General features: G+C 66.8%; 7 protein-coding genes. 2 read left to right on the plus strand and 5 right to left on the minus strand.

What is annotated here, in order from left to right; translation table 11 throughout:
- Positions 1–464: 464 nt before the first annotated feature.
- The 5 genes from BRAS3809_RS31145 to lgt form a co-directional block, all read right to left on the minus strand.
- Complete coding sequence (locus BRAS3809_RS31145; protein WP_008965992.1) at positions 465–1,418, minus strand: ribose-phosphate pyrophosphokinase; 954 nt, start codon at positions 1,416–1,418, stop codon at positions 465–467.
- 165 nt (positions 1,419–1,583) lie between these two features.
- Positions 1,584–2,246: a hypothetical protein gene (locus tag BRAS3809_RS31150; protein WP_008965993.1), complete on the minus strand. Its 663-nt coding sequence runs from the start codon at positions 2,244–2,246 to the stop codon at positions 1,584–1,586.
- A gap of 123 nt (positions 2,247–2,369) precedes the next feature.
- A complete protein-coding gene (pgeF, locus tag BRAS3809_RS31155) occupies positions 2,370–3,116 on the minus strand; it encodes a peptidoglycan editing factor PgeF (protein ID WP_008965994.1) in 747 nt (248 codons plus the stop codon).
- Positions 3,117–3,136: 20 nt separating this feature from the next.
- Positions 3,137–4,264 (minus strand): class I SAM-dependent methyltransferase, encoded by a 1,128-nt coding sequence (locus tag BRAS3809_RS31160; protein ID WP_008965995.1) that lies wholly within the window; start codon positions 4,262–4,264, stop codon positions 3,137–3,139.
- Positions 4,261–5,118, minus strand: coding sequence for a prolipoprotein diacylglyceryl transferase (gene lgt / locus BRAS3809_RS31165; RefSeq protein ID WP_008965996.1), 858 nt, complete (start codon positions 5,116–5,118; stop codon positions 4,261–4,263). Before lgt ends, BRAS3809_RS31160 begins: the two co-directional genes overlap by 4 nt.
- Positions 5,119–5,428: 310 nt before the next feature.
- Between lgt and BRAS3809_RS31170 the strand changes: the two genes are divergently transcribed.
- Both BRAS3809_RS31170 and BRAS3809_RS31175 read left to right on the plus strand, forming a co-directional pair.
- On the plus strand, positions 5,429–5,719 hold the full coding sequence (locus BRAS3809_RS31170) for an accessory factor UbiK family protein (protein WP_008965998.1): 291 nt from the start codon (positions 5,429–5,431) through the stop codon (positions 5,717–5,719).
- A 187-nt stretch (positions 5,720–5,906) separates the two neighbouring features.
- On the plus strand, positions 5,907–6,485 hold a 579-nt coding region (locus BRAS3809_RS31175), incomplete at its 3' end, for a 50S ribosomal protein L25/general stress protein Ctc (protein WP_083839201.1).

The raw sequence follows: 6,485 nt of genomic DNA on the forward strand, positions 1-6,485 counted from the left end.
AGGGCGATGCCTAGCAGCAAAGCTCGGACGCGACATGCGCCGCGAGATCGCGGAGGTGTATCCGCGTAGCCCGGATGAGCGCAGCGACATCCGGGTTCAAGCGCACGGCTCGTGTGAACCCGGATATCGCTACGCTCATCCGGGCTACGAGAGTGACGACGATGGTTCGAGCCTGCGGATCGTAATTGGAGCCGTGAATGCGCCGCAACTTCCACTGTCGTCCCGGACAAGCCGCAACACGCGGCAGCGCGGTGCGGCGCCGATCCGGGATCCATACGCCGCGGCGGTCATGATGAGCAAAGGGCTAACGGCCAGCGTGCCTCAATCCACTCCCTGGGGGTATGGGTCCCGGCGTTCGCCGGGACGACAGCAGTGGTCGCCGGGACAGCCCGGCCTGCATCTCCCTGGCATCGCAAGCTGTCCCGTTCGACCTGGATCAGTCGAACAGGCTCAGTCCATCCCCCTCAGTCGAACAGGCTCGACACCGACTCTTCCGCCGCCGTGCGGCCGATGGCTTCGGCGATCAGCGGGGCGATCGGCAAGGCGCGGATGTTCGGGGCGCTGCGGACCGCTTCGGTCGGCAGGATGGAGTCGGTGATGACGAGCTCCTTCAGCCGCGACGAGCTGATGCGGGTCGCGGCGCCGCCGGAGAGCACGCCATGGGTGATGTAGGCATAGACGTCCTTGGCGCCGTACTTCAGCAGCGCATCGGCGGCGTTCACCAGCGTGCCGCCGGAATCGACAATGTCGTCGATCAGGATGCAGGTGCGTCCCGAGACGTCGCCGATCACGTTCATCACCTCGGACTCGCCGGGACGCTCGCGGCGCTTGTCGACGATGGCGAGCGGGGCGTTGATGCGCTTGGCGAGGCCACGCGCGCGCGCGACGCCGCCGACGTCGGGCGAGACCACCATGACGTTGGAGAGATCGAAGCGATCCTTGATGTCGCGCACCATCAGCGGCGCGGCGAACAGATTGTCGGTCGGGATGTCGAAGAAGCCCTGGATCTGGCCGGCATGCAGGTCGAGCGTCATGACGCGGTCGACGCCGGCATGCGTGATCAGATTGGCGACCAGCTTGGCCGAGATCGGCGTGCGCGAGCCCGACTTGCGGTCCTGACGGGCGTAGCCGAAATACGGAACCACGGCGGTGATGCGGCGCGCAGAGGCGCGGCGCAGCGCATCAGTGATGATCAGCAGTTCCATCAGCAGGTCGTTCGCCGGATACGACGTCGACTGAATGATGAAGACGTCGGAGCCGCGCACGTTCTCCTGGATCTCGACGAAGATCTCCATGTCGGCGAAGCGCCGGACCACGGCCTTGGTCAGCGCCAGTCCGAGTTCGCTGGCGATCGCAGCGGCCAGCGGCGGGTTGGAGTTGCCGGCAACGAGCTTGATAGAGCCGTTCTTGGCCGACATCGCGATTTCTCCTCGCGGTTCGCTGGAGACCTTGTTGAGCATATCGGGTTATCCGTGGAACCGGCGGTTTTCTACGGGCGAGGTGATATCAAGGACACCGCGCGCATGGCAACCCGCCGCGGGTGTTTTCCAGGTCAAAAAACGGCGCAAATTGCGCCTGTTTGCCTAATGGTCGGTGTAGCCGAGGGCGGCGACGCTGCTGCCGTCGGACATGGCGGATGCGGATTTGGGCGATTCAGGCTCGGCGGCTGCGACGGCAGGTCCACGGCTGGCGGGGGCCGCCGGCGCGCTGTCGGCCGGCGTGCCGTTCAGCATGTTGGCGAGCCCGCTGAAGCCGGCCTGCGCGATCTTCCGAAGCACCATGTCGTCGACCGCGGCCCAAGGATCGCGACCGCCATCGCGGCCGCCGCGGCCGATCGGCTCCTCGCCGGACAGGCGCAGCGCGCGCTGCTGATTGCGGTCGTAGACGTCGAACACCCAGGCGACCACGCTCTTGCCGTTCACGACCTGCGCCGAGAGATAGGTGCGGACACGATAGGCCGCGGGCGCCTCGCGCGAGACGACGGCGAGGCTGCGCAGCTTCGACTCGCTGTCGAGCACGCCGACCATGCGATCGAAGATCTGCGGCGGCGGGCCGTCGATCTGCTCGAACGCGATCGTGGCACCATCCGACGACGGCGCCATCGCGTAGGCGTTGGCCGGACCACCGCCGCCGCTGCTGGCGCAGCCGCCGAGCGATGCGGCGGACACGATCAGCACGGCGGCAACGCAGGCGTGCTGCGCGGCGCGGCTGATCAGTTCAAGTGGTGTCGGCGCTCCCCTCATCATCGGGAGCGATATCGTTAAAATCGATTAACGTCTAGGTCGCGGCTGCCACAGAACGGGACAGAGTGCACTCAGTTGTACAGAAAGGGTTAAGCAATCCACATGCGGCCACAATGTCGCCCCGCTTCAGCCCTCGAGCATGATCGCGTGCACGTGCCGGCCGTAGTCCGGTTCTTTCCGGTGCACCGAGCGGCGGTAACTGAAGAAGCGCTCGTCGGCATAGGTGTCGAGGCCGAGGTCGTCGATCAGCAGGACGCCGGCGTTCTCGAGCCGCATCCGGATGAAGCCGCCGAGGTCGAACATCGCGTGTCCGTCCCGCTCGGCCGGCAGGAAGAAGCGCGCATGCTCGGCATCGTCATCGATGAAGCGGGTGACGAACTCAGGTCCGACTTCGTAGCTCGGCTGCCGGATCAGCGGACCGATCGCCGCGATGATCTGGCCGCGCTCGGCGCCGAGCTCCTCCATGGCCTGCAGCGTCGCTTCGAGCACGCCGGTCAGCGCGCCCTTCCAGCCCGCATGCGCCGCGCCGATCACGCGCTTCTCGGGATCGACGAACAGGATCGGCCCGCAATCCGCCGTGGTGACGCCGATCGCCACGTTCGGCGTCGCTGTGACCAGCGCATCGGCCTTCGGCCTGACGGCGCCGTCCCACGGCCCGGTCGCGACGATGACATCGGGCGAATGGATCTGGTGCAGGCTGAGAAGCTGCTCCGGCCCAACGCCGAGCTGCGCGGCCATGCGGCGGCGGTTTTCCCGGACGTTCTCCGGCACGTCGCTCGATCCGAGGCCGCCATTGAGCCCGGCATAGATGCCGTCGGAGACGCCGCCCTCGCGGGTGAAGAACGCATGGCGCAGGCCTGGAATGGCGGACATCACATCCGATGAGACCAGCATCATGCGCCTCCCGTCTTCTCGTTGGTGTGCTCGTCGCTGATGCCGGCGAGCACCGGAATCGACGGATCGGACACGCCGAGCACCTTGAACAGCGATCCCATGCCGCCGCGGCCGCCGCCGATCAGCCGCTTCAATCCGCTGGCGATGTCCGCGGAGACCTCCGGCGAAGCCTTCTGCATCAGCGTCAGCGCGCGGGTCTCGATGCCGAGCCGCTGCAGGAACTCGCCCTGCGTGACCGGGCCGTGCACACGCGCGCCGACCGCTTCCGCCGTGCGCGACAGCGCGTCGAAATCGACATGCGCGGTGATGTCGGCGAGGCCCGGCGTCTTCAAGGGATCGGCGAAGCTGTGCCGCGCGATCGCCTGGAAGGTGTCGCCGACGTCGCTGCGGACATGACCATAGTCGATGATGACGGCGGCGCCGCGCTGCTCGCGCAGGCGGCGGGCGATCGCCATCATCTGGGTATCCGGCCGCCATTCGAAGATCGCGCCGGCCGGCGCGGCGCGCACCAGCGGCGACAGCAGCAGCTCGAAGCCCGGCGTCGGATCGGCGGCGGCGCCGTAGACGAAGTTCTCTTCCTCGTCGAGCTCGACCACGCGCTCGTGCCAGCCGGTCTCGCGCCTCACCATCTGGTGCACCGGCAGCACGTCGAAATATTCGTTGGCGAAGATGACGCTCGGTCCCTCCGGCACCTCGTCGAAGCTGTCGTGCCAGTTGACGTTGCGCAGGCCGGTGAGCGTGGCCTTCTGTTTTTCCCGCAGCACCGGATTGATCTCGACCAGATGCACCGAGATGGTCTGGTACAGCGGCGGCAGCACGCGCAGCGCGCGCAGCGCATCCGACATCATGGTGCCGCGCCCCGGCCCGAGCTCGATCAGCCGGAACTGCTGCGGCGATCCGGCCGCCTTCCAGATCGAGGCCGCCCACAGCCCGAGCAGCTCGCCGAACATCTGGCTCACTTCCGGCGCAGTGGTGAAATCGCCCTCGCGTCCGAGCGGATCGCGCGAGATGTAGTAGCCGTGCTCCGGATGCACCAGGCACAGCTCCATGTAGCGCCAGACCGGCATCGGTCCGGACGCCTTGATCAGGCGCTTGATCTCGGTGTGGAGCGGCGAGGTTTCGATCACGGCTGGACCTGCAGCGAGGGCGTGGCGTGATGCACCTCGGGCTTGCGCAGCGCCCGGATCACCAGGATCGCGCCGACGATCAGCATCGGCAGCGACAGGACCATGCCCATGGTCAGGCCGCGCCAGAGAAAGCCGAGTTGCACGTCAGGCTCGCGAAAGAATTCGCTGACGATGCGGGCCGTGCCATAGAGGCCGATGAAGCTGCCGAGGATCAGCCCCGGCCGCTTCAGCGCGCCGAGCCGGATCATGATCGCGAGCACGATGAACAGCGCGATGCCTTCCAGGCCGGCCTCGTAGAGCTGGCTCGGATGACGCGGCAGATGGCTCGGGTCGCGCGGAAAGATCATCGCCCAGGGCACGCTCGCATCGGCGGCGCGGCCCCACAATTCGCCGTTGATGAAATTGGCGATGCGGCCGAGCAGCAGGCCGATCGGCGCGACCGCGGTGGTGATGTCGCCGAGCGACAGGATCGGCAGGCCGTTGCGGCGGGCGAACCAGATCACGGCGACCACGCAGCCCATGAAGCCGCCATGGAACGACATGCCGCCGTTCCACAGCTGGAAGATCTCGAGCGGGTTTTTGACGAAGAACGGCAGGTTGTAGAACAGCACATAGCCGGTGCGGCCGCCCAGGATGATCCCGACGGTGGCCCACAGGATGAAGTCGTCGAGCTGGAGCAGCGAGATCGGCGCCGGGCCGCCCCACAGCCGCTCCTTCTTCAGCAGCGAGCGGGCGTAGAGCCAGCCGATGACGATGCCGCAGATATAAGCCAGCGCATACCAGCGGATCGCGAACGGGCCGATCGCGATCGCAACCGGATCGAACACGGGAAAGTCGATGAGGAGAGGCGTCATTCCGTGACTTTGTTCGAGGGGCTCGGATCGTTGGCTTGGATCGAGGGCTTGGATCGAGGGCTTGGATCGAGGGTTTCTTGGACCGCCGTCCCGCTTCAGCATGCACGTGGACGAGGCGAGTTTCGGACAGGCCCTGTCGCAGGGGCGGGCCTGGCGCGAGAGGATCGCGGGCCGCTTATGCCGCAGGGCGAGCCGGCCTCACAAGTACGATGACAAGGAAACCGGGGCGTGACAAGACGGGCCCATCTTGAAGCCGGCGGGCCGGATCGCCATTGTGTGATCGCGCGCGTCGCGCCAGCGGAGTTTGAGCATGACCCAGACCAACAACCGGTTTTTCGACGAGATCGGCCGCCTGATGAACGACGCCGCCGGCGCCGCCCAGGGCATGAAGCGCGAGGTCGATTCGGTCATTCGCAACCAGGCCGAAAAGATCCTGAACGACCTGGACATCGTGAAGCGCGAGGAGTTCGAGGCGGTCAAGGACATGGCCCGGCTCGCCCGCGAGGAGAACGAGGCGCTGAAGGCCCGGATCGCGGCGCTGGAGGCCAAGCTGGCTGGGTCGGCCGGCGGCCAGCCGGGGGCCGGCAGCGCCGACGGCTGACGCCGGGGCGAACCGGACCGCCGCGCAAGGAAGGGGCCGCAGGTCCCTTCATTCCTTGTCATTTCCGCGGTTTGCCGCTAGAACCCCGCCACGTCCGCGGCCCCCGCACCCCTGGAGGCTTGCCGAAGGACGTCCAGCAACGGGCCGCATTGCGGCCTTTAACTTTTTAAAACAAGGACTTAACACGATGGCGACCGTCAGAGAACTGAAGGCGACCGCCCGTCCGTCAGTCGGCAAGGGGGCCGCACGGGCAGAGCGTCGCGCCGGGAGAGTGCCCGGAGTGATTTATGGAGACAACCAGCCCCCGCTGCCGATCTCGGTGGAAGACCGCGAGCTGCGCCAGCGCATCCTCGCCGGCCGGTTTCTGACCACGATCTTCGACATCAGCCTCGACGGCAAGAAGCACCGGGTGATCCCGCGCGACTTCCATCTCGATCCGGTCAAGGACTTCCCGATCCACGTCGACTTCATGCGGCTCGGCCAGGGCGCGACCATTCGCGTCAGCGTGCCGCTGCACGTGGTCGGCTCGGAAGGCTCGCCGGGCGTGAAGCGTGGCGGCACGGTCAACATCGTGACCCACACGCTCGAGCTCGAGTGCCTCGCGGAGAACATCCCGCAGTTCATTGAGGCCGATGTCAGCGCGCTGGAAATCAACCACTCGCTGCACGTCTCCGACGTCAAGCTGCCGACCGGCGTGAAGACGCTGTCGCGTGGCGAGGACGCGACCCTCGTGACCATCGTGCCGCCGTCCGGCTATGGCGAGGAG

Source organism: Bradyrhizobium sp. STM 3809 (assembly GCF_000239795.1).
Lineage (GTDB): Bacteria > Pseudomonadota > Alphaproteobacteria > Rhizobiales > Xanthobacteraceae > Bradyrhizobium.